The organism is Arthrobacter sp. JUb119 (assembly GCF_024807995.1).
Lineage (GTDB): Bacteria > Actinomycetota > Actinomycetes > Actinomycetales > Micrococcaceae > Glutamicibacter.
In genome coordinates this window covers 525,292-546,397 of record NZ_JANUFE010000002.1, presented here as the reverse complement: position 1 = coordinate 546,397, position 21,106 = coordinate 525,292, and the positions used below count along the sequence as shown (strand labels likewise).

Here is a 21,106-nt window from a genome sequence, read left to right as displayed (position 1 = left end):
GTTGCCTTATGGAACTTTCACCTTCTGCACATGTCGATAGCTTTACCCGCGACCATCTTCCATCCCCCGAATTGTGGCCGACGCTGGAATTCACCTTGCCCGAGCTGCAGTACCCGGACCGGCTCAATGCCGCCGAAGTGCTGATCGACCAGTCCGTCGAGAAGTTCGGCGCCCAGCGCACGGCGCTGCTGGCCCCGGATGGCACCAGCCTGAGCTACGGGCAGCTGCTCAAGCGGGCCAACCAGGTAGCCCAGGTGCTGGTCGAGGACTATGGCTTGGTGCCGGGCAACCGGGTAATGCTGCGCGGTCCGAACAACGCATGGCTGGTAGCTTGCTGGCTCGGAGTGATCAAGGCCGGCGGTGTTGTGGTCACCACGATGGCTGCCCTGCGCGCTGCGGAAATCTCCAAGCTGGCCACGCTGACCGGCCCGGTGGCGCTAATCACCGACCACCGCTTCGCCGAGGACGCACTCAAGGCCAGCGGCGGCAGCTACCCTGTGATCAGCTACGGCGGCACGTCCCGCGACGACCTGGCCCAGCAGGCAGCAGGCAAATCCGGCGAATTCACCGCGGTGGCCACAGCCGCAGATGATGTGGCATTGCTGGGACCGACTTCGGGAACCACTGGCGTCCCTAAGATCACCATGCATTTCCACCGGGACATCCTGGCCAATGCGGACACCTTTGCCCGCTACATCCTGGAACCCACCAAGGACGATGTCTTCGCCGGTTCCCCGCCGCTGGCTTTCACCTTCGGACTGGGCGGGCTAGTGGTCTTCCCCTTCCGCTTCGGCGCCAGCTCGCTGCTGACCGAACGCGCCACCCCGGTTCAATTGGCCGAGCAGTCCCACGCGGCCGGGGCAACCATCCTGTTCACCGCCCCCACCGCCTACCGGGCCATCTTGAAGAACGGCAAGGCCGACCTGCTCAGGCCCCTGCGCGTGGCGGTCTCCGCCGGCGAGCACCTGCCTGCCGACACCTGGCACCAGGTCAGGGAGGCAACCGGGCTGGAACTGGTCAACGGCATCGGTTCCACCGAAATGCTGCACGTGTTCGTCTCCGCCGCCGGCAAAGACATCAAGCCGGGAACCACAGGCAAGGCCATTCCCGGTTTCCGCGCCACGGTGCTGGATGCCAAGGGCAACGAAGCCGCGGCCAACGAGCCGGGGCGCCTGGCGGTTATCGGGCCGACCGGCTGCCGCTATCTCAATGACCCGAGGCAGCGCAATTACGTCGAAAGCGGCTGGAACATCACCGGGGACATCTTCTCCCGGGACGAGGACGGCTTCTTCACCTACCAGGCGCGCAGCGACAACATGATCGTCTCTTCCGGATATAACATCGGCGGCCCGGAAGTCGAGCAAGCCCTGGACCAGCATCCCGATGTGCTGGAAAACGCGGTGGTCGCCCGCCCGGATCCGAACCGCGGATCAATCGTCTGCGCGTTCGTGGTTCTGGTCGAAGGCGCCGAAGCCGATGAGGCGAAGACCAAGGAATTGCAGGACTTCGTCAAAGCCACGATTGCCCCGTACAAGTACCCGCGGGAAATCCGCTTTGTCACCGAGCTGCCTCGAAATCCCAGCGGCAAGCTGCAGCATTTCAAGCTGCGCGAGGCCTTCAACGGCTCCCCGGTCGCATAAAACTCCCCAAGATATTTTTCGGGCCCCGGCCCAATCGCCCTCCGGGGCTGATGAAAGGACACACCATGAAGATTGCAGTTATCGGCGGCGGCCCTGGCGGCCTGTACTTCGCGGCCCTGATGAAGCAGCTGGATGCGGACCACGATGTCACCGTGTGGGAACGCAATGCCGCAACGGACACCTTCGGCTTCGGCGTGGTGTTCTCCGATGAGACCCTGGGCGGCATCGGCAATGCCGACCCGGTGGTCGCCGAATACATGTCCCGGCGCTTTGCCCGCTGGAGCGATATCGACATCCACTTCCGCGGCCAGATGCACACCGTGGGCGGCCAGGGCTTCGCGGCCATGAGCCGCAAGGAACTGCTCCAGCTGCTGCAGCGCCGCTGCATCGAGCTGGGCGTGGATGTGCGCTTCTCCACCGTTGCCCCGGATGTGGAGCAGCTGGCATCCGAGTACGACCTGGTGCTGGCGGCTGATGGGTTGAACTCCGCGGTGCGAACCAAGTATGCGGACTCTTTCAGGCCCACCCTTGATCCGCGGACCTCGAAGTACATGTGGCTGGGCACCGACCAGGTCTTCGAGGCCTTCAAGTTCTTCGTCAAGGAAACCAATGCCGGAACCATGCAGATCCACGGCTACCCGTACTCGGACGAGGGTTCGACCTTCATCGTGGAAATGCACGAGGACGTCTGGCGCGCGGCCGGCTTCGACGAAACCGAAAATGAGGTCTTCGCCCCGGGCGTGAGCGACCAGAAGTCGGTGGACAAGGTGGCCGGGATCTTCGCCGAGGAACTGGCCGGATACCAGGTGCTGACTAACAACTCCAAGTGGATCAACTTCACCACGGTGCGCAACGAGAACTGGCGCCATGGGAACATCGTCCTGCTGGGCGATGCCGCGCACACTGCCCACTTCTCCATCGGCTCGGGCACCAAGCTGGCCATGGAGGACGCTCTGGCCCTGGCTGCCTGCCTGCATGAGCATGCCGAGGTTGATTCGGCGCTGGCCGCCTACGAGACCGAGCGCCGCCCAGTGGTCGAATCCACCCAGCGCGCGGCCCAGGCCTCGCTGGAATGGTTCGAGAACATCGGGCAGTACAAGGACCAGGACCCGGTGCAGTTCTGCTTCAACTTGCTCACCCGCTCCCGGCGCATCACCTACGAGAACCTGAAGCTGCGGGATACCGGATTCGCTCAGCAGGTCGATGAGAACTTCGCCCGGCTCAACGCTTCGCCTTCCGTTGCACCGGCGATGTTCCAGCCGCATAGGCTCGGCAACACCGAGCTGGCCAACCGCGTGGTGGTTTCGTCCATGGACATGTACTCGGCCACCGACGGGGTGCCCGGGGACTTCCACCTGGTCCATCTGGGCTCCAAGGCCATGGGAGGGGCCGGGCTGGTGATGACCGAAATGGTCTGCGTTTCCGATATCGGCCGCATCACCCCGGGCTGCACTGGCCTGTACACCGATGAGCAGGCCGCTGCCTGGAAGCGCGTGACCGACTACGTGCACGGAAATTCGAACGCCAAGATCGGCGCCCAGCTCGGCCACTCGGGTCGCAAGGGTTCGACGAAGCTGATGTGGGAAGGCATCGACCAGCCGCTGCAAGAAGGCAACTGGGATGTGCTCGCTCCCAGCGCACTGCCCTATGGCGAAGGCTGCCATGTGCCGGTGGAAATGGACCGTGCGCAGATGGACGAGGTGCGCGAGCAGTTCGCCGCAGCAGCACGCCGCGCCGATGAGGCAGGATTCGACGTGCTGGAAGTGCATATGGCCCACGGCTACTTGCTCTCTTCCTTCCTTTCCCCGCTGTCCAACCAGCGCACCGACGAATACGGCGGCGGCCTGGAGAACCGGCTCCGCTACCCGCTGGAGGTCCTGGATGCGGTCCGCGACGCCTGGCCAGCAGGCAAGACCATCGGCGTGCGCATCTCGGCTACCGACTGGTCGCCAGGCGGGAACACCGAAGAAGATGCCGTCGGCATCGCCCGGGCCTTCATCGCCCACGGCGCCCAGTTCATCGACGTCTCGTCGGGGCAGATCGTGAAGGACGAGAAGCCGGCTTTCGGGCGCAGCTACCAGACGCCATTCGCCGACAGGATCCGCAACCAGGTCGCCGCCGAGGCAGGGGTCTCTGTGATCGCGGTGGGCGCGGTGTCCTCCTACGACGACGTGAACTCGATCCTGCTGGCAGGCCGCGCGGACCTGGTGGCACTGGGCCGCACCCACCTGTACAACCCGCAGTGGACCTTGCAGGCAGCCGCCGAGCAGGACTATACCGGTGACGGCGCCACCTGGCCGCTGCCTTTCAAGGCCGGACGCCGCAAGCCGCCCGCCGCCCGCACCGACGCGGTCCGCCCGCGGCTCTCGCTGGTTCGCGAAGACCAGGAGCAGGAGCAAACGCACCTGCGCTGGATTCCGGCCAGGAAATCCGAAACCTCCAATTTGGTAACCAGCGCTTAGCTGTTGCTGCCAGCCACAGGATTGGCGGCCCTGTTTGGGCTGCCGATCCTGCGGCTTTTTGCCGGGCACGGGAACCGCTTGGCGGCTCGGCTCGGATCCCAATCGGCCACCAAACCACCTTTGGATAATTCAATGAAAACTTCCCTGGATCAAATCGCACAGCGAGAAGCCGGCCTGTCGAAGGAGCTAACTTCGCGCCAGCTGAGCATGATTGCGCTTGGCGGCGCCATCGGCGGGTAGATCGCCGTGCTGCTCATGGGGGCGTTGGCCGAGATGATCCTGGCGCACCCGACGACCGGCTCCTTCGGCGCCTTCGCCGAGCACTACATCAACCCATTCACCGGGTTCCTGCTCAAATACCTGTACTGGTCCTGCCTCGTACTGGCCGTAGGCACCGAAATCACGGCGGTGGGCGGCTGCATGCGAATGTGGTTCCCGGATTTGCCCGCAGTGGTGTGGATCATCGGCCTATCGGCCTTGCTGATCGGGGTGAATATGTTCAATGTCGAAGCCTTCGGCACACTGGAATACTGGTTCTCCGCCACCAAGGAATTCGCTATTGCCGCGTTCATCCTGCTTGCTGCCTATCTGGTCTTCGGCCAGAGGGGCAATGATTTCGGATTCCAGAACTACACCGCGGAATCCGGATTCTTCATGGGCGGGGCCCAAGGTGTCTGGTTTGCCGTTGTCGTGGCGATCTTCTCCTACCTGAGCATCGAAATGATCGCCGTCGCAGCCGGTGAGGCAAAAGATCCCGAAGTCGCAGCGAAGAAGGCCTTCAAGGTGACCTTGTTCAGGCTCTTCCTCTTCTGCATCCTGACCCTGTCGCTGATCCTTGCCATCGCACCGGTCAGCGAGATCCTCGAAGGCGACAGCCCGTTCGTCACGGTGATGCAGGTGATCGGCATTCCGTTTGCCGATTCCACTCTCCATTTCGTGGTCATCATCGCCGCGCTCTCCGCCATGAACTCGCAGCTGTACATCTCCACGCGAATGATCTTCTCTCTATCCCGCGGCGGGCAGGCTCCGAGCAGCTTGGGTAAGTTGAAGAAGAACGGCGCGCCGGTCAACGCCCTGCTGCTCTCGGCTGGCGGAATCGCCGTGGCCGCCATCATCTACGCATCGAATCCAGAATCCGGTTTCACAATAATGATGGCGCTGTCGATGTTCGGCGCAATGATGGCCTGGATGCTGATCTTCATCACGCACTTGTTCTTCCGCCGTTCCCATCGGCGCAGTGCAGCACCGCTTAAATACCGCCTGCCGTACTATCCCGCTGGATCCGCGGCCGGGGCGCAGCTGATGGCCGCGTTGCTGGTCACGACCTTGTTCACCGAGCAATTCTCCATGACGTTGCTGTTCGGCATTCCCTTCGCCTTGACCGTCTCTGCCCTGTACTTCCTGATGCGCAAGCGCATGAAACTGGCACAGGCAGGTCCAGGCACCGGGAATGAGGAGACTGGCGGCTCAAGCCAGCCGCGCGAGCCTGAAAAGATCAGCGACGCCTTGAAGGTGCAAGCGAGCCCCGGCGCAGCGCACCATGCGCCGCACCGGGGCCACCCACCAGCAATCGCGGTTCCAGGGCTGGGCTAGTGCCCCTTGAAGGCCTCCGCTAGCCACCAGGCGCCGCCGTCCGAAGCGATTTTCGCGTCGATGACCAACGGCCCCGTGGGTTCTGAGCCGAGCCAGCTGGCTACCGAGTCAAGATCCTCCAGCTTGCGCACCGTGATGCCATCGGCTCCGAAACCGCGGCCGATGGCTGCGAAATCGGTGTCAGGGAAGGTCACCGAGTCCATATTCGGTGCCGTACCCGTATCGCCGAAATGATGTACCTCCGCCCCGTAGGCGGCATCGTTGTAGACGATGCACACCATTGGCAGCTTCAGCCGAACCGCGGTATCCAGTTCGGCGATGGCCATGTGGAATCCGCCGTCTCCGGTGCCGAGCACCGGCAAGCGCCCGGGCTGCGCCAAAGCCGCTCCGATGGCCGTGTAGAGCCCCAGGCCGATCGCCTGGAACGCCTGGGTAAAGCAGAAACCGTGCTCGTCTGGAACGGCGAGAAACTGGCTCGGGTATCCCATGAAGTTGCCCGAGTCCACGCTGACGATGCGCTCGGCCGGCAGCAGCTCATCCAGCGACTTGGTCAGAGTTCGCGGATCGATGCGGTCGTCTGTGGACAGGTCCCGGTAGGCTACCTGACTCCAGTTGGCCCCCTCGGCGATCTGCTGGCTCACCGCGGAGGTGCGGTAGCCTTCGCGCGCCGGCATCTTCTGCGCTTCCAGATATTCCAGCGCATCGCGTGCGCTTTGCGCCGAGTCGCCGATCACGCCCAAGTCGATGCGCCGGTTCGCCCCCAGGGCGGATTCTTCCAGGTCCACCTGCACTACCTTGGTGCCCTCGGAAATGAGCCGACCGTGGCGCATGGTCCACATGTTCAGCGCGCAGCCAAAGCCCACAATCAGATCTGCTCCAGCAATCAATTCGGCGGCCAGCGGCGACGAGAACCCGCCGGAGATCCCGAGACTGAATTCCTCGTCGTTGAACAGGCCCTTGGCCACCGCCGAGGTCGCCACCAGCGCCCCGCTGTGCCGGGCCAGCGCCAGGATTTCGGCCTTGGCCCCGCGTCCGCCGCGCCCTGCGACGAACACCGGGCGCCGGGCATTTTCGATGAGTACCGCCAGCGCTCGCACCGCGGCACGCGAGGGGCGGACCGGCTCCGCCGGAACCACCTCGGCTGCCACCGGGGATTCCGGAGCTTCGAGCCCTTGGATGTTCAATGGCAGGTTCAGTACAACCGTCCGCCGGTCGTTCACTGCTCTGCGGTAGGCGCGAACTGTATCGGCCACTGCCGTGCGGGCGCTGTGGATTCGTTCGGAGACGGCGTAGACGGAGGTTGAGAAGGAGCCCTGGTCCATGGCGAAGTTCGAATACACGGCGCTCGGGGCGGCTTCGGCGGCCAGCACGATCATCGGGGTGCGTGACTTGGCGGCTTCTCCAATGCCGGTGGCCGCGTTGGTCAGGCCGCACCCCTGGTGCACCGAGACCACGCCGATCTGGCCGCTGGTCCGTGAGTAGGCATCGGCCATCGTTGCTGCGCCGCCCTCATGCCGCGCTGCGGTATATGGCACCCCGTTGGCAATCAGTGCATTCGTGACATCGAAGTTCCCGCTTCCCACCACGCCGAAAGCGTGCCCTACGCCCAAGTTTGCCAGCGTCTTGCCGACCAGTTCAGCAACGTTCACGATTGTGCCTCCATTTTCTTGGTGTTTTGGGGCGCTAATGCCAGCACCCGGGTCGGTGCGCCGGTACCGCCAACTATGGGCAGAGGGGCAACCACTAGCATCGCTCCGAACACGGGCAGCTTGTCCAAGTTCTTCAGCGAGGTGATCCCGTATTTGTCTGCACCGAGCAGGAAGTAATGCATGGGGAATGGCGGCTCCAGTGCTCCGGCATTGCCGGAATCGATCCCCACCGTTTCCACGCCGATGCCGGAAATGTCCAGCTTCTCGGCGATGTATCTGGCGCACTCCGCAGTAAACCCGGGAGTATGCGATCCGGTGGCATCGACATTCAGGAAAGCTGTCTTGTCATCACCGTATTGCTCCCATCCGGTGCGGAAAAGCAGCCACGCGTTGGAAGGAAACCGCCCATATTCCGATTGCCACGTTTCCAAATGGTGCACATCGATGAGAACATCCGGATCATCTGCTGCTAAGGATCTGAAGTCCAACACGACGGCCGGACCTACCAGGCGTTGCGGATCAATCTGCGACACGTCCTTGCCCCCTCGTCCCGAAATCCAGTGGATCGGCGCATCTATATGCGTTCCGATGTGCTCACCAGTATGGATATTGTGGTGCTTCCAGTATGGTCCGGGCTCGTTGTAGGCCGAGACCTCTTCGAGACTGAAATCAATGAGGTTCGAGAACGGATCGGGCAGTACTAAGGTTGGAGTCCTGTCCGACAGCGGGGCAGTCAGGTCATGGACTTGGACAGTCCCGGAGGCCAGAGCGGACAATATCGCGCTCGTGCAAGTTTCTTCGGCAGCAGGCATTGTTTCTCCTTGGGCAGAGACGGTCCAGGACACATTCCGACGATAGAGAGATCCTGACGGTCGTCACATTCGCGGAATTAGCTTCAATCTACCAGCACCACCTCTGCTAGCCAACAGGCCACCCGAAGGAGAACCAGGGGCGAAGACCTAGTTCCGCAAATCTGGCTCGCGCATATATCCACCAGCTCGCACGGGGCGCGGTGCCGCGCTCAGGAACCAGCATCAATGCCAGCGAGGATTTCACGGGGCCAGGGGGCAGATGACTCACCGCCAACTGGAACGCACACTGTCACGAAACAGCCTTCAGCGGCCAGCGCGAACCCGCGCCCTTGGTGCGCATGCCCCCAGACCTTGAATCCGAACGACATCGAACTGGCCCCGACCTTCTCCACGCGAATCGCGGTGGTCACCGCTTGGCCGAAATACAGCTTGGCCCGATAGTCGACCTCATGGCGGACTCGTGGCGAGATGGAGAAGTAGGACTCCGCGCCAGCCTCGCGAAACAGTTTGGCTTCGGCCGCCTCGACGAAGCGCAAGATGGCTGAATTATGATGATGCCCCGCAGCATCGGTATCAACCCATTCAATGGTTCGCTCCAACGCCGTTCCTGCGATTCCCGACGCGATGAAGTCTGCGGCGAGCTGCTGCAACAACTGCCCGGATTCGTCCATTCCCGCGAATGCAGGCATCAAGATCCCCCTAATTAAAAAGTGTATAGCTATTGTAACGCACGTCACTTTAACGTGATAATCCTATTGGTGTTCCAAGAACTCCGCCCTACCCACACAAGGAGATTGAACAAATGCCGAAATCCCCCGCAGCCGCGGATTGGAAAATCCCCAAACGAACCACTTCAATGGTGCTCTTCGCCTGCTGGCTGGCCATCCTGGCCGAAGGCTACGACGTCGGCGTGCTCGGTGCAGTGCTCCCGGCATTGGCCGAATACAAGGAATGGTCGCTGAGTCCCATGGAGCTCGGCGGCCTCGGAGCCTACGCGTTGGTGGGCATGCTCTTCGGCGCACTGTTCATCGGCACGCTCAGCGACATCATCGGCCGTAAGCGCATGCTCCTGCTGGCCATGCTAGTCTTCACAATCACCCAAGCCGGTGCCGCGCTAGCTCCTACTCCCGAGATATTCGGCCTCTTCAGGCTGATCGGCGGACTGGGTATGGGCGGCATCATCCCGGTGGCCGCCGCGCTGACCATCGAGTATTCGCCACCCAAGAAACGCTCACTTAACTACGGCATCATGTACTCAGGCTATTCCCTGGGAATCGTCGCCGCTGCCTTGGTCGCTATGTCGCTTCTGCCCGCGATAGGTTGGCGCGGGGTTATCGCGGTGGGCGCATTACCTGTAGTTCTACTTCCCTTAGTTGCCTGGATGCTTCCCGAATCCCTTGAATATCTGGTATCCAAGGGCCGGATCAGCGAAGCCAAAGCACTGGCCGCCCGGCACAGCATCCCCGATTACGAGCCCGTGGCGCCACCGGTTCGCACCGGCAAGGCCCCCTGGCGCCAGGTCATGGCTTCCATGTTCTCCGCAACGTACTTGCGATCAACCATCTTCTTCTGGATCTCGCTATTCTGCGGCATGGTCCTGGTCTACGGCTTGAATACCTGGCTGCCGCAGATCATGCGCAGCGCAGGGTACAACCTCGGTTCCTCGCTAACATTCCTGCTGGTCTTCTCCCTCGCCTCAGCCGCCGGCGGACTGGCCCTGGGCTTCCTCGCCGACAAGTACGGGCAGAAGACCATTCTGGTGATTTTCTACCTGCTCGGTGCGGGAGGCATCCTCCTGCTGATGTTCCCCAATACTATGCTGGTCAATCTGTTCTTCGTGGCCTTCGCCGGCATCGGCTCGATTTCCACGTCGCTGGTTCTCACCGGATACATTGCCGATTACTACCCGGCCGCGCAGCGCGGCACGGCCACGGGCTGGGCATTGTCCTTCGCCCGCATCGGCGCCATCTCCGGCCCCATCATCGGCGGCTGGATCGCGGCTTCGGGCATCAGCTTCGAGTTCAATTTCGTATTCTTCGCCATCGTCGGCGTAGTCGCCGCCATTTCCGTGGCGATGATTCCACCACGCATCAAACCAGATGCTGCCCGATCTGCCAAGGCCAAGCAGGCCTTCGCGTCCGATTAGCCCTGGCTCTGCGCACCTTCCAGCACGAACGTCCTGAACCGTGGCACACCGCGCACAGCGGTGTGCCACGGTTTTATCCTTTTCCAGCACCCCCAGGCCTGCCAAGGGTCCGCTTGCCGGCAAGATCGCACTTGCGAAATGCAAGTGCGCTGGCACCGGGGAAACGATGGCCGGGTGGAATGCAAAGGGATTTTCCAAAAGGCGAAACAGCCATGCAGGCATTGCAGCGCATTCCATGAATGCCTGCCCTGAGTGCGGCCATGCTTCCTGCGCCATCACTCCCACCGGCATCCATAGGAGCTAGGCCGCGGATCGCCATGTGCAGCAGAATCCCATCGGCCGTTGCGACTTGGCCGATGGGATCCTGCAGCTCGATCCGGGGCGATCTTGGCTAGCCGGTGAACGTGAAGCTGGTCTGCAGCTTGCGCGCTGTCCGGTCCGGATTGAGCATCAAGACGCAGAAGATGCCAACAACAACCAGGTAGATTCCGATCATCCCGAATGAGGCATTCATGCCCTGAGCCAGCAACTCGGCCATCTCCGCCGAGTCAGCCACGCCCTTAGGGCTGGGAATATAGCCCGCGCTGTCCATCAGGCCACCGACCATTGCGGGAGCGACCACGCCGCCCACCGAAGCCAGTCCAGTGAGCGTGGCCATGAGGGCCGCGCGCTGCCTGGAGCAGACGCTGAAGGCGATTGCCGTGGGAGCCAAGGGATAGATCATTGCCGTACCGGCACCGAGAGTCAGCATCGCCACGGCGGCGTAGCCGGAGAGGAAGGGCAGGATCGAGAAGCAGACCCCGGAAATCAGCAACGTTGCGCCGAACAGGGCGCCCATGGCCCAGCGAACCGTCACGCCGCGCTTCATCAAGTAGCGGGAGCCGAAGCCCAAAACCAGCAGCGCGATAGCGCCGATCACCCAGGGGAAGGTGGAGACCAAACCGATCATTTCCGGTGTCAGGGCAACGACGGATGCCAGATATTTCGGGGACCACGTGGTCAAGAATCCCTGCGCCCAGAAGCAGCCGGCACCTGCGAGCACCGCCGCCGCGAACATCCACGAGCCCAGGACTCGTCGAATCGGCACGATTTTCAGCAGATCGGAGGAATCCGCAATGCTCCCCTTGCCCTGCAGGTCGAATTCGGCGACCGGTTCCGGTTTCTGCCCAGCCTGCTGCTGGTCCTCCGCCAATGAGATGGCACCGGCTTTCGCCTGTGCCTTGCCCGCCGTGGAATGGCTGTACGGGCCGTCGCGGCCCAGAAGCAGCCACGCTACGCTCCAGAGCAGCCCGAAGATCCCCAGGAAACCGAAGGCCCAGCGCCAGCCCAGGGCCGGGTTGGCGATGATCCATGCAAGGGCAGGAGCCGCGAGGATCGGCCCCAGGGTTGAACCGGCAGCGATGACGCTGCTGGGCAGCCCACGTTCCTTCGCATTGAACCAGCCGTGGGCATGCTGCAGCGAAATGGGGGTCGCCGGCCCCTCGGCTCCACCCAGCAGGATGCGTGTGACCAGCAGGATTGCCGCGCCTCCGCCGAAGAGCATCGGGAACTGCAGGACCGCCCAGGCAATGCCCATGGTCAGCAGGATCCAGCGGGTGGATACCTTTCCGGCCAGGAAGCCGACAATAACTCCGACAATGGCGAAGAGGAAGAAGAAGGCGCTGCCGATGAAGCCGAACTGACCGGCAGTCAACCCGAGTTCGCGCATGGCGGGATCAGCCACGAGCCCCAGGACCGCCTTGTCGGCGAAGTTCACGATCTGGAAGAGTACCAGCATGCCGGTCACCATCCAGGCGCGCCGGTTCATCTTGCCGTTGGCAATGGCCGCACGCAAGGTGTGGTCCGCGAGATTCTGTGTCGTACTCATACCAAGCTCCCCTTGGAATCGGCCGCGGAGAGTCCCAGCGCCGCCGGGCCGATGCTGAAGACGTCATTGTCCTCGGCGATGGATACATTCCCCGCGAAATCACCGCGTGCGGTCTCCAGCATAGCTTCCAGATCAGCGGCACCGGGGGTGTTGGGAACGATGTGATGCAGCACCAGCGCGCCGACTTCGGCTTTCGCGGCGACCTTGCCCACCTCGCTGTACGGCGTGTGCGATTCACGCAAATGCACTTCGATGCCATCGCGCGTCGGGCCGTCCGGGAATGTCGCCAGGATGCCAGGCAGATCGATGACCTCATGCAGCAGCAAGTCAGCTCCGCGGGCGAGCCTGATGCAGTTCTCGGAGTAGGCGGTGTCTCCGGAGACCACGACGGAACCGTAGCGCGAGTCGATCCGGAAGGCGAATGCCGGGAAGCACAAGCGGTGGTCGACCAGAATCGCGGAGATCGCCACCAGCTCATCTCGGTAGATCTCAAAGGGCTCCATTTCCGGGTGGCGGTTTTCAACTGCGCAGGCCCCGGATGCCTCGGGGATCTGGATGTTCTGCGACTGGATCCATTCGTGGGGTTCGTCGCGGCCTTCATCGGCCATGCGGATCAACACGTCGGAGGAGAAGACCTTGTCCAGCAGCGCATCGACGATTTCTTCGGTGCTGGTCATTTCCCGCTCGGCGACGCGCGAAGCGATCTGCTGCTCGTGCTCCGGGCCAAGGGCGGGGATGCGATTGGGACGTCCAGGGCCGAAAACTTGGATAGGCCGGGCGAAAGACTCCCCCGGGACCTGCCACCCGGTCACCAGATAGGCGCCGAGATCGTAGATGTGGTCCGAGTGGTGATGGGTCAGCAGCACCGCGCGCAATTCGCCCCATTCGGCATGCGACCGGTAATTGCGGATGCTTCCCATGCCGCAGTCAATCACGTAGGTTGCCCCATCGACCCTAATCGCCGTGCTGGTGCCAGCACGGGAACTGGAAACGATCGGGCCGCCTCCGGTGCCAAGCGTGTAGACGCTCATTCCTTTTACCTGAGTGGTATTCACATTGGTGCCTTACTCGTAGAGTGCAGCAACGGGTCCCTTGGACCGCGATGCGTGAATTGCGAGGGTAGTGAAGAGTCCGGCAGCATAGGCCGAAGTGATAGAAATCATATACACCGAATTTTGCGATCGCAAGACCTATTGCATATCTAATGTGATTCATGCCATGCTGGACGCACCAGCCATCTACCCGTTAAGGAGTCATCATGGAACAGCAGCAAGGCCAAGAAATCATTCTGGGCGATCTGCCCAAGGGCATAACTTTGGCCAGTGAATCAATGGGCAACAAGACGTGGAATGTCCTCGGCCACACCTATCTCTCCAAGGTCGAGAGTTCCAGCAGCTTTGCATGGCTTTCCCTTGATCCCACTGGAACCGGTGTGCCTCCGCACGTGCACCCTAAGCAAGATGAGCACATTTACATAATGGAAGGCACTTACACCCTGTACCTGGACGGCGAATGGTTCAAGGCCGGGCCTGGCGATACCGTCCGCATGCCCATGGGACTTCCTCACGCCTACTACGTCAAGGATGGCGCACCGGGCAAATCGCTCTTTTGGGTAAGCCCTTCGGGACAACTGTCCACGCTCTTCGATGAGCTTCACAACTTGTCTGACCCGGAGGAAGTTGTCCGCCTCTCAGCACTGCGTGACGTGGACTTCCTGCCACCGGGATCCGTACCCGGCGCAGACTAGCATTGGCAGAAATTACTACGTGGCCGGCAGGGTTACTCCTGCCGGCCGCCGCAGGATGGAAGGAAAAAGCGCAGTGCCGCAAAATACGCGAGAGTCCGAGTTGCTCAAGTACGGGGATCATCCCGACCAGCATTTCATCCTGGCGCACCCGTTCAAACAGCCTTCCCTGGGCACTGCGGTCCTGGTCCACGGCGGCTACTGGCGCCAGCGGATCACCGCCAGCGTGATGCAACCGATGGCTGACGATTTGCTGCGCTCTGGCTGGAGCGTGGCCAACGTGGAATACCGGCGCGGTCCGGACCACCCGTGGCCCACCCCATCTTTCGATGTGGCCGCGGCAATCCAGCTCGTGCGCAGCACGTTGCGATACCAGGGCCAATCCGAGGCAGCTATTCTTATCGGACATTCGGTCGGCGGTCAATTGGCGCTGCTGAACTCCAATTTCGCCGATGCCGTGGTAGGCCTCGCTCCAGTCACCGATGCTTCCAAGGTGCATGCAGAATCCCTCGGCGATGGTGCAGCAATGGAATATTTCGGCGATTCTCCGGCCGGGATTCCGGTAATCTACCACGATGCTTCGCCAATCCAGGCCCCACCGCCTTCGGTGCCAACGCTCTTGGTCCACGGGTTCAACGACGACCGGGTACCGCTGGAGCACACGCGGGAATACCTGGATTCCCTGGCCGGACACGTTCTGCCGGAACAAATGATCCACCGGTCGCTGGACCACTTTGAAATCATCGACCCGCAGCAGCATCATTGGCAGGCCGTGCAGACCTGGATGCGGCAGGTACTAGTCGACGCGCGAGCCGAGTAGCCGACTCGCGTATAGCTCCGCATGCGGGGACAACAGCGCGTGCAACGCCAGGAAGGTCTTCTTGGCCTGCGGAGCTTTCCACCCATCAGGCAGGTATTCGAAGGGCAAATTCGGATCCCGATAAGGGAAACGCCGCCAGCGCGTAAGCATCGGAATATAGAAGGCGAAAGCCGCCCGCTCCAGTTCCGAGCGCTGCTCGGCTGACTCGACGGGATCAGCTAGCCGTTGCTGCCACGTTCCTAAGCGTCCGACATACAACTGGAGGAAGTCGGTGTACTGCTGGTCCAGTGCTTCAAGATCCCACCATTGGGCAACCTTGTCCCGGATATCGGCAGGGGACATGTAGTCAGCCTTGAAGAACTCGACGTACTTGGACAATCCTCGCGCATCCAAGCGGACCTTAGCCTGCTCGAATGCCAGATGCGGCCCCACAGCCACTCCTCCGGAGACCATCCCGAACCCTAAGCTAGCCAGCTCGGTGCGCAGTTCGTACCGGCGATTCCGCTCGCTCTCGGGTACGGAAAAAATAGCCAGCACCAAGGAGTCCCCGGAGGTTGAACGCGAAGGAGCAAAGATCCGTTGGTCGTCCTTCCGGAAGCTGTCCATAACCTCGGCGGAGAGCTGGTACTGGGATTCGTTCCCTGCGCGTTCGTTAATGAGCACGCCGCGGCTTTTCAACCGTGAAATGGTGGAGCGGATTGCTTGCGACTTGATTCCCAAGGCATCGAACATCTCGACGATGATAGAAACAGGGAAAGAGCCATTGGCCGGTTCGCCATACAGGCCGTACAGCGTCACCAGCAGATTCTGGTGCTGCAGTTTCGTTCCCCCGATATCCACTGGTTCAACGTCCTTCATTTGCGCTACGGCTACTTTTTCTATTCCTCGTTCCTATCCTAGGTGGCCAGCGATCGAATCAGGGGTATCAGCGCCTTCCCGCCTGCGGCTCTGCGCCTGAGCGAACCGGGACGAGTACACTCTGGACACTAGGACCGCTGGTTCAACTCTCCGCAGTCCATCTGACCCAGATGGTTTTATCTGGTTAAGGTCAGTGCTTGCCTCCGCCCAAAGCCAACGTGGCTGGAAAGCGGCAATGGGGTACAGCACGTGTTGTCCGGCGCTAGCTGCGGCCCGCAAGGTACTGGGCATCAGGCTGGCAGCTAGCGCCTGAGAAACTCCACTGAGGTCGTCCGAAAGGGCAGCGCGGCGCAGTGGAAATGCCTTGCGCACAATTTCTCGCGAGGCACTGCAGATGCTTCTTGAATTGGAAGCGTGAGCCCCCGCGATAGGTTCTCTCCGCCAAGCGGCACCCGCTTTGGAACTTGGAGAAGATCTATGAGAGTTCAATTGGCTGCGTCATCAGGTCATGCCTCCAACCAGGACCGCCAAAGACTTTGGCAGGAACCTGCTCCCGGGCAAGAATAAGCAAAAACCCCGATTCGCCAAGCGAATCGGGGTTTTCAGCAAGAATCTAAAGACTACTCAGCAGCAACTGCTTCTTCAGCTTCTTCCTCGACGACTGGAGCCAGCGACAGCTTGCCGCGGTCATCAATCTTGGTGATCTCCACCTGCAGCTTCTGGCCAACGCCGACGACGTCTTCGACGTCCTCGACACGCTTGCCATCGTTGATCTTGCGCAGCTCGGAGATGTGCAGCAGGCCGTCCTTGCCCGGGGTCAGCGAAACGAACGCACCGAAGGTGGTCAGCTTCACGACGGTACCCAGGTAACGCTCGCCGACCTCAGGAACCTGAGGGTTGGCAATAGCGTTGATGGCCGAGCGGGCAGCTTCAGCGGACTCGCCGTTGGTTGCGCCGATCAGCACGGTGCCGTCATCTTCGATCGAGATGTCAGCGCCGGTGTCTTCCTGGATCTGGTTGATCATCTTGCCCTTAGGGCCGATGACCTCGCCGATCTTGTCCACTGGAATCTTCACGGAGATGATTCGTGGAGCGTTGACGTTCAGTTCATCCGGAGCGTCGATAGCCTGGTTCAGAACGTTCAGGATGTGCAGGCGTGCTTCGCGAGCCTGGGTCAGCGCGGCGGCCAGAACCGATGCCGGAATACCATCCAGCTTGGTGTCCAGCTGGATCGCGGTAACGAACTCGGAGGTACCTGCAACCTTGAAGTCCATGTCGCCCATGGCATCTTCGGCACCGAGGATATCGGTCAGGGCAGCGTAACGGGTTTCGCCGTCTACGGTGTCCGAAACCAGGCCCATGGCGATGCCTGCAACGGCAGCCTTCAGTGGCACGCCAGCGTTCAGCAGCGACAGGGTCGATGCGCAAACCGAGCCCATGGAGGTCGAGCCGTTGGAGCCCAATGCCTCGGAGACCTGGCGGATTGCGTATGGGAATTCCTCGCGGCTAGGCAGCACTGGAACCAGTGCGCGCTCAGCCAGTGCGCCATGGCCGATTTCGCGGCGCTTAGGCGAACCAACACGGCCGGTTTCACCGGTCGAGTATGGAGGGAAGTTGTAGTTGTGCATGTAGCGCTTGGTCTTCACCGGCGACAGCGAGTCGATCTGCTGTTCCATCTTCAGCATGTTCAAGGTGGTGACGCCCATGATCTGGGTTTCGCCACGCTCGAAGATTGCCGAACCGTGAACGCGAGGCAGAACCTCGACCTCGGCGGAGAGCTGGCGGATGTCAGCAAGGCCGCGGCCGTCGATGCGGATCTGGTCGGTCAGGATGCGCTGGCGCACGATGTGCTTGGTAACAGCGCCGAATGCCTTGGAGATTTCACCCTCGCGGCCTGCGAAAGCGTTGCCTTCGCCAGCCAGCGATGCAACGATCTCTTCCTTGTATGCGCTGGCAGCGTTGTCGCGCTCCTGCTTGTCAGCGATGGTGTAGATCTCCGTCAAGCGGATCGAAGCAGCAGCCTCGACAGCGGCGAAGGCATCTTCTTCGTAATCGCGGAAGACCGGGAATTCAACGGTTTCCTTGGCAGCGCGAGCAGCCAGGTCGGCCTGGGCCTCGCACAGGACCTTGATGAATGGCTTCGCAGCCTCAAGGCCCTCAGCGACAACCTCTTCGGTTGGAGCCTGGACGCCGCGTTCCTTGATCAGTTCCCAAGCGTTGTCGGTAGCTTCAGCTTCCACCATCATGATGGCAACGTCGTCGCCAGCGATACGGCCGGCAACAACCATGTTGAAGACAGCGTTCTTCAGCTCGGAGTGGCGTGGGAAGGCAACCCACTGTGCGCCGTTTCCGTCATCAACCAGTGCAACGCGAACGCCGCCGATTGGGCCGGAGAATGGCAGACCCGAAAGCTGGGTGGACATCGACGAAGCGTTGATCGCTACGACGTCGTACAGCTCATCTGGCTCGATGGACAGCACGGTGACGACAACCTGGACCTCGTTGCGCAGGCCCTTGACGAAGGCTGGGCGCAGTGGGCGGTCCATCAGGCGGCAAGCCAGGATGGCTTCGGTCGATGGGCGGCCTTCGCGGCGGAAGAAGCTGCCTGGGATGCGGCCGGCTGCGTACATGCGCTCTTCAACGTCCACGGTCAGTGGGAAGAAGTCGAAGCCTTCGCGTGGGTGCTTGCCAGCGGTAGTTGCCGAGAGCAGTGCGGTCTCGTCATCGATGTAGACCATTGCCGAACCTGCAGCCTGCTTGGCAATGCGGCCGGTTTCGAAGCGAATGGTGCGGGTGCCGTAGCGACCGTTGTCGATCTGTGCTTCGGCGAATTGGATTTCTGGACCCTCCATTAAGGGGGTGCTCCTTTCGATCGCTCCCACGTGGTGGATGAGCGAACCGTGTGGCCCTACCCAGATCTGGTCTTCGATCGAGACCCGCGCTGGGGCGCATATTTGCCCTAGCGAAAGTCACTACCGAGGACCGCGAAACTGGCGGTCGGGACCAACGGTCAGTCAGCCCTGGGAGTTATTTTCTTTTGGGGCCCGCATAGAACATGCAGACCCAGGTACTAGCCTACCGGGAATTGGCAAAAGACGCAGTTCTTGGGCGATAGGCGCGTGCCAGCCACTTGCGTCGCTGCCATTCATCGTTTGAGAGCGGCCTTGCAGCCTGGGCAACCAGCGAAGATCATGCGGCGCTGCTGCCCTGGCGATCCCCGGGCGCAACCAGCACGGTGCGCGTTGATCCTCATTTAGGCAGGGAAACCTGCAGAAGGAAAATTTCTCCAGCCGGGATTATTCATAGCCTGTCGATTGTTGTTCTCCATGGGCTTTGCCCTGACGGACCGCGGCAATCGCCGCAGTCCAGAACATTTCCAGTCGCAACCCGCAAGACAAAGGAAAAACCTGATGGCAACTATGGTCAATGCATACGCAGCGCACTCTGCGACTGATGGACTCATTCCGACGCAGATTGAACGTCGTGCAGTAGGTCCGCACGATGTCTTGATTGATATCAAGTTCTCCGGCATCTGCCACTCCGACATCCACACGGTGCGCGGAGAATGGGGAAACCAGACCTACCCGCTAGTGCCGGGCCACGAAATTGCCGGCATCGTTGCCGAAGTCGGGCCAGAGGTAACCAAGCACAAGGTGGGCGACCGCGTTGGCGTGGGCTGCATGGTCAATTCCTGCATGGAATGCGAGAACTGCCTTGCCGGAGACCAGCAATTCTGCGAGCAGAGTGTTGGTACCTACGGTGCTCTTGACCGTGATGGCAGCATGACCCAAGGTGGCTACGCCACGCATGTCGTGGTTACCGAGAACTTCGCCCTGAACATTCCTGAAGGCATCGATCTGGATGTTGCTGCGCCCCTGCTTTGCGCCGGCATCACCACCTTCTCCCCGCTGAGGCACTGGGGTGCAGGGCCGGGCAAGAAGATTGCCGTCGTGGGACTCGGCGGCCTGGGCCACATGGCGGTCAAGATCGCCAGTGCCATGGGCGCTGAGGTCACCGTTCTGTCGCAGTCGCTGAAGAAGAAGGATGATGGACTGAAGCTGGGCGCAACCGACTACCGGGCCACCAGCGATGAGAACACCTTCAAGGATCTGCAGAAGAAGTTCGACCTGATCATCAACACCGTCAGCGCTTCCATCGACGTCAGTGCCTACCTCGGACTGCTGCGCGTGAACGGCACCATGGTCAACGTTGGTGCTCCGGCAGAACCGTTGCCTGTCAATGCCTTCGCACTGATCGGGGGACGCCGTTCCTTCGCAGGTTCGCAGATCGGCGGCATCGAGGAAACCCAGGAGATGCTGGATTTCTGTGCCCAGCATGGCATTGGCGCAGAGATCGAGGTCATCGGTGCCACGCAGATCAATGAGGCTTACGAGCGCGTGCTGGCATCCGATGTCCGCTACCGCTTCGTAATCGATACCGCGACGTTGGCCTAGTTACCCCAGCTCACTCGGGTCGCAGAGAACGGCGCCGGTCTTGTCCAGCAGTGCAGGACAGATCCGGCGCCGTTTCGCGTCTGGCTAATTAACGTTCATTCGCCCCGGCGCGATCTACGAGTGCCTGCGTTCTCCCGTTGGCTGCCCTGTTCTGGAGCCTCGGCCGCAGTGCCCTGCTCAGACAAATTCCCCTTGATCGCGGCAAGCTCGGATTGGAGTTGCGCCACGGCACCACTGAGGTTCTTCAGTTCCTGCCTGCGGCGGCTGGCAGCCCTGAAAGTCTTGATCATCATGGCGATGATCAGCGGAATGGCCGCGAGCAGGGCCCAGCCGCTGCGTTCAAAGAAGTCGAGGGCCACCGGCAGGGCCTGATTGAATTCCCAGAAGGAATTCACTCCCCCGGCAATCGATTCCAATGCAGATTCCACGGGAGCCAGTTGCTTGCCCACAACTGGTATTCCGGAAAGATCAGGGGCATTCACCGGAGGCTCGCCCATGGTCCATCGCGGATCACCTGGCCGCTTCAGGATATAGATCCCGGCACCGGCGCTGGCAGCGGCGAATAAGAGCACCGAGGCCAGGGCGACCGCCACTAGCTGGTGCCTCCGCCATAGCCCCGCCGCCACGGCAAAACCAATCACCAGAATCCAAATCCACATTCGCAGTTGTTCCAGGCCAATGCCCGTCAGTAAATCCATGAACTTTGCCTCATTGCTCTGGGCCGCCATGACCCAAGTTGTGCGTTACTTCATCCCACTTAGGTACGCTATCGCGAGCAGCGGATTAATTGCCGCCTAGCACGTCAATCCGGTTGAGATCGAATCGTTCGAGTCGTCATATTGCTTCCTTGCCCCGGTATCCGGGACCCAATAGCCGATGGCTTCCGGCTCGTCCAATGCAGCGATCGGCTCATGCCACCTGCCGGCAGCTCGAATGGTAATTGCCACTAGCCCTCTTGCGATCGCGGATCTGGCATCGGTTGAGGTGGCAACGCGACGCACCCCAAAGACCAGAAGACCCCGTTCTCCAGACTCCTGCAGCTTTGCCGTTGCAAATGCCCG

15 protein-coding genes are annotated in these 21,106 nt (G+C 61.3%); 7 read left to right on the top strand and 8 right to left on the bottom strand.

The window, feature by feature from the left end; genetic code table 11:
- Positions 1-8 precede the first annotated feature (8 nt).
- The 3 genes from M2368_RS08545 (at position 9) to M2368_RS08535 (ending at position 5,695) form a co-directional block, all read left to right on the top strand.
- Positions 9-1,640 (top strand): AMP-binding protein, encoded by a 1,632-nt coding sequence (locus tag M2368_RS08545; RefSeq protein ID WP_498724340.1) that lies wholly within the window; start codon positions 9-11, stop codon positions 1,638-1,640.
- Positions 1,641-1,705: 65 nt separating this feature from the next.
- Entirely contained in the window at positions 1,706-4,102 is a 2,397-nt protein-coding gene (locus M2368_RS08540) for a bifunctional salicylyl-CoA 5-hydroxylase/oxidoreductase (RefSeq protein ID WP_498724339.1), read from the top strand.
- A 255-nt stretch (positions 4,103-4,357) separates the two neighbouring features.
- The gene (locus M2368_RS08535) at positions 4,358-5,695 is read left to right on the top strand and encodes an amino acid permease (RefSeq protein ID WP_498724371.1); all 1,338 of its coding nucleotides are present in this window, start codon (positions 4,358-4,360) and stop codon (positions 5,693-5,695) included.
- Here the strand turns inward: M2368_RS08535 and M2368_RS08530 are convergent.
- From M2368_RS08530 to M2368_RS08520, 3 genes are all read right to left on the bottom strand, one after another.
- Positions 5,692-7,344 (bottom strand): thiamine pyrophosphate-binding protein, encoded by a 1,653-nt coding sequence (locus M2368_RS08530; protein ID WP_332489232.1) that lies wholly within the window; start codon positions 7,342-7,344, stop codon positions 5,692-5,694. The genes M2368_RS08535 and M2368_RS08530 overlap by 4 nt on opposite strands.
- Positions 7,341-8,156, bottom strand: a complete 816-nt coding sequence (locus M2368_RS08525; RefSeq protein ID WP_105658204.1) for a cyclase family protein — start codon at positions 8,154-8,156, stop codon at positions 7,341-7,343. Before M2368_RS08525 ends, M2368_RS08530 begins: the two co-directional genes overlap by 4 nt.
- 209 nt (positions 8,157-8,365) lie before the next feature.
- The gene (locus M2368_RS08520; protein ID WP_498724338.1) at positions 8,366-8,845 is read right to left on the bottom strand and encodes an acyl-CoA thioesterase; all 480 of its coding nucleotides are present in this window, start codon (positions 8,843-8,845) and stop codon (positions 8,366-8,368) included.
- A gap of 113 nt (positions 8,846-8,958) precedes the next feature.
- Here M2368_RS08520 and M2368_RS08515 point away from each other — a divergent pair, with 113 nt between their 5' ends.
- Positions 8,959-10,302 (top strand): MFS transporter, encoded by a 1,344-nt coding sequence (locus M2368_RS08515; protein WP_332489234.1) that lies wholly within the window; start codon positions 8,959-8,961, stop codon positions 10,300-10,302.
- A 391-nt stretch (positions 10,303-10,693) separates the two neighbouring features.
- Here M2368_RS08515 and M2368_RS08510 read toward each other — a convergent pair whose 3' ends face one another.
- Entirely contained in the window at positions 10,694-12,169 is a 1,476-nt protein-coding gene (locus tag M2368_RS08510; RefSeq protein WP_332499018.1) for an MFS transporter, read from the bottom strand.
- The gene (locus tag M2368_RS08505; protein ID WP_332502878.1) at positions 12,166-13,200 is read right to left on the bottom strand and encodes an MBL fold metallo-hydrolase; all 1,035 of its coding nucleotides are present in this window, start codon (positions 13,198-13,200) and stop codon (positions 12,166-12,168) included. The genes M2368_RS08510 and M2368_RS08505 overlap by 4 nt, the downstream gene beginning before the upstream one ends.
- A 227-nt stretch (positions 13,201-13,427) precedes the next feature.
- Between M2368_RS08505 and M2368_RS08500 the strand changes: the two genes are divergently transcribed.
- Entirely contained in the window at positions 13,428-13,916 is a 489-nt protein-coding gene (locus M2368_RS08500) for a cupin domain-containing protein (protein ID WP_105658208.1), read from the top strand.
- A gap of 73 nt (positions 13,917-13,989) precedes the next feature.
- Positions 13,990-14,733 carry an alpha/beta hydrolase gene (locus M2368_RS08495; RefSeq protein WP_332595228.1) on the top strand — a complete coding sequence of 248 codons (744 nt, stop codon included), beginning with the start codon at positions 13,990-13,992 and terminating at the stop codon, positions 14,731-14,733.
- Here the strand turns inward: M2368_RS08495 and M2368_RS08490 are convergent.
- Both M2368_RS08490 and M2368_RS08485 read right to left on the bottom strand, forming a co-directional pair.
- The gene (locus tag M2368_RS08490) at positions 14,710-15,591 is read right to left on the bottom strand and encodes a PaaX family transcriptional regulator (RefSeq protein WP_332502873.1); all 882 of its coding nucleotides are present in this window, start codon (positions 15,589-15,591) and stop codon (positions 14,710-14,712) included. The genes M2368_RS08495 and M2368_RS08490 overlap by 24 nt on opposite strands.
- A gap of 620 nt (positions 15,592-16,211) precedes the next feature.
- Complete coding sequence (locus M2368_RS08485; protein WP_105658211.1) at positions 16,212-18,443, bottom strand: polyribonucleotide nucleotidyltransferase; 2,232 nt, start codon at positions 18,441-18,443, stop codon at positions 16,212-16,214.
- Between the two features lie 558 nt (positions 18,444-19,001).
- Here M2368_RS08485 and M2368_RS08480 point away from each other — a divergent pair.
- Positions 19,002-20,045 carry an NAD(P)-dependent alcohol dehydrogenase gene (locus M2368_RS08480; protein ID WP_332486506.1) on the top strand — a complete coding sequence of 348 codons (1,044 nt, stop codon included), beginning with the start codon at positions 19,002-19,004 and terminating at the stop codon, positions 20,043-20,045.
- A gap of 95 nt (positions 20,046-20,140) precedes the next feature.
- Here the strand turns inward: M2368_RS08480 and M2368_RS08475 are convergent, their stop codons facing one another.
- Positions 20,141-20,743 carry a hypothetical protein gene (locus tag M2368_RS08475; RefSeq protein ID WP_133832980.1) on the bottom strand — a complete coding sequence of 201 codons (603 nt, stop codon included), beginning with the start codon at positions 20,741-20,743 and terminating at the stop codon, positions 20,141-20,143.
- Positions 20,744-21,106: the final 363 nt, after the last annotated feature.